1 protein-coding gene and 3 pseudogenes are annotated in these 2747 nt (G+C 41.1%); 2 read left to right on the top strand and 2 right to left on the bottom strand.

Going from position 1 to position 2747, the window contains the following annotated elements; all coding sequences use genetic code 11:
* Window positions 1–80 precede the first annotated feature (80 nt).
* Together MHN09_RS21020 and MHN09_RS21015 are read left to right on the top strand one after the other, a co-directional pair.
* Window positions 81–1016, top strand: a pseudogene (locus MHN09_RS21020) (IS66 family transposase); the annotation flags it as partial.
* A 25-nt stretch (window positions 1017–1041) separates the two neighbouring features.
* Window positions 1042–1305, top strand: a pseudogene (locus tag MHN09_RS21015) (transposase); the annotation flags it as partial.
* A gap of 8 nt (window positions 1306–1313) precedes the next feature.
* Here the strand turns inward: MHN09_RS21015 and MHN09_RS21010 are convergent.
* Together MHN09_RS21010 and MHN09_RS21005 are read right to left on the bottom strand one after the other, a co-directional pair.
* Complete coding sequence (locus MHN09_RS21010; protein ID WP_187448015.1) at window positions 1314–2336, bottom strand: AraC family transcriptional regulator; 1023 nt, start codon at window positions 2334–2336, stop codon at window positions 1314–1316.
* A gap of 150 nt (window positions 2337–2486) precedes the next feature.
* A pseudogene (locus tag MHN09_RS21005) lies at window positions 2487–2648 on the bottom strand (AraC family transcriptional regulator); the annotation flags it as partial.
* Window positions 2649–2747 lie beyond the last annotated feature (99 nt).

The raw sequence follows: 2747 nt of genomic DNA, 5'->3' as shown, positions 1-2747 counted from the left end.
TGCCACACTTATAAGTAGTAACCCACCTCCGCAGCCATTTATTGGTGTGGTCTACAGAGGATTATGTCTTTTTAGAGGGGAAAATCCCTAGAACCCCTAATACCATGGCCAATTGGGTTATCCGACTCAACGACGTATTTCACCCCTTAATCAAACTGGCCCGCGAACAACAAAATCAGGGCAACTATATTCAAGCGGATGAAACGCGCATTCAAGTCTTAGACGAAGCCGGTAAAAGTCGTCAAAGTGATAAATGGATGTGGGTGACCCGTGGCGGCCCACCGGATAAACCGACAGTGCTGTTTGACTATGACCCTTCACGCGCCGGTCAGGTTCCTGCACGTCTACTCGATGGATTTAACGGTGTCTTGCAAGTTGACGGCTATGCGGGTTACGCCAAAGTCTGTCGCGAGCGTCAATTACCCCGTATTGGCTGTATGGACCACGCACGGCGTAAATTTATTGAAGCCAGTCGAGCGGGCACGCCTAGCCATAAAAATAGCAAAAAAGGCACGCCCTCTAAAGCCGATGTAGCGATTGGTTATATCCGAAAGCTGTACGCCATTGAAAGGAAAATTGCTGACTTGAGCAGTGACGAAAAATACCAGGCACGGCAAACCTTAGCGGTGCCTATTCTGAACGAATTTAAACCGTGGCTTGAGCGTAATCTACCCAAGGTACTGAAAGATTCACTGACCTACAAAGCCATATTCTATATGCTTAATCAGTGGGATGCGCTTGTTGCTTATTGCGACTACGGCTTCGTCAATATCAGTAATGCCCTAGCGGAAAATGCCATTCGACCGTTCGCCGTAGGCCGACGAAATTGGTTGTTCGCAGATTCATCGCGAGGTGCACACGCCAGTGCGACCTGTTACTCGCTCATTGAAACTGCCAAAGCTAACGGTGTTGAACCCTCCAGTTACATCAAATATGTGCTAGATAATATTGCCGATGCCACGACAGTTGAAAAATTAGAAGCATTATTACCTTGGAATGTGCCCAAAACTGCGTAAAGTGCTGATTTAAGATCGCTTACATGACGGGCAGTTGAGTATTGACAACAACCATACCGAACGTGATATCCGTCCGTTTACGACTGGGCGAAAAAATTGGTTGTTCTCAAAAACTGTCAAAGGGGCAGAGGCGAGCGCTATACTTTACAGTATCGTGATGACCTGTCGTGCCAATGACATTAACCCCTATTATTACTTCGAAAAGCTATTTGCTGAGCTTCCCCAGCGAGAATCGGGCGCGGATCTAACCGATTTATTGCCGTGGAATGTCAAGCAAGCGCTTGATTAGCCCTGGCCTCACCGCTTAAATTGGCGCTTACGTATCGATTTGTATTTTGACGGCGTACACCCCTGCCAACGAATGAAAGCACGGGTAAAGGAAGCAACCTCACTAAAACCACATCGTTCTGACATACATTCAAGGCTCTTAGTTGTATGCTCAAGGTAAAACAAGGCTTTTTTGTGTCTAAAGTCATCTTTGATTACCATGTAATTAGAGTTTTCTAACTCTAATTTTCGTTGCATGGTTCGAATAGATATTCCAAGTTCCGATGCAAGTTCATTTTGAGTTGGAAATTGGTTTCTAGGGTATAAAGAAATGATGTTTTTAATCTGGCTTATAAGCCCCAAAGAGTCAAAAGAATGACTTGTTATAGATAATGGTACCCTTAATTGTTTTTCCACATCTTTATAGTTACATAAAACAGGTTTGTTTAGCCATGCTTTATCAAAAACGAGCTCGTTATAATTTTGATTGAATTTAACCGGACAGTTGTATAAGAAATGATAATCGCATAGGTTCACTGGTTCATCGTCTTTAAAGGATATATAGAGCAAAGGAACCTCTTTTTTCAATAACATACTTAACATTCTATTCGCAATACAAGTAAGCATAGTAATAGCGAATAAATAGTGGTTAGAATTTTTTGTTACAAAAGAAAATTGCCACCGCACTATATCCTTTTCAAGGATTAAATTTGCTACTATAGGGCTTTGGCATACACGATTAACATTATCAATGGCGCTTAAAGCCTTTGATAATGTTTTTTCTGCACATGCAGATTTGATCATTAAAGCAATAGCTCCTCTAGGGAGCGGTTTTTCTTGAGTACCTAATAATTCATCTTTTGTATAGCTTAAAAGCACTTTATAAGACTCTATAATGTAGTGTAAGGAGATAATTCCTTCGGGTTCATCAATGCACTCAAATGGCAAGCCTATTGCCTGTGAAAAATCTATTTTTGACATACCTACATAATCAGCAATTGAACAAAAGTCTTGAATAAACTTATTGGTAGAGAATAATTCATTTCTATTCATTTTTTTACATGCCTCTGCATTTGGTTTGACTCAGGGGTATTTCAAAGGAGCACGAATTATAGCTATGCTCATGGCCACAGCACTGGCAAATAAATCCGTTTGGCCACTTTATTTCCTTCAAATAAGCTAAAATTTTGGCTTCTGGCATGTTTATTTGTCTACGCTTTTTGTTAATGATTCACGGTAAACACTAGGGGTTTGTCCTGTCCATTTTTTAAATGCTCTATTAAAGTTTGCAGTGTATGAAAACCCAACAAGATAAGATATTTCATCATACCTCAAATGCAATTGCTTCAAATAGCCTAATGTTAACCCCGATTTCAGATAATAAGTGCGACATTCATGGAAAGGTGTAGAAGAGGAGGCCAACTGCTAAAAGTGGTACGCTCTTCTCGTCAAAGAAACAAGCAG

Source organism: Alteromonas sp. MmMcT2-5, from assembly GCF_022348315.1.
Lineage (GTDB): Bacteria > Pseudomonadota > Gammaproteobacteria > Enterobacterales > Alteromonadaceae > Alteromonas > Alteromonas macleodii.
This window is presented reverse-complemented; position numbering and strand designations above follow the sequence as displayed.

What these genes read in the sequence shown, in the direction of transcription:
- MHN09_RS21010 (WP_187448015.1), bottom strand. Translation starts at nt 2,336, where the DNA reads ATGAATAGAAATGAATTATTCTCTACCAATAAGTTTATTCAAGACTTT.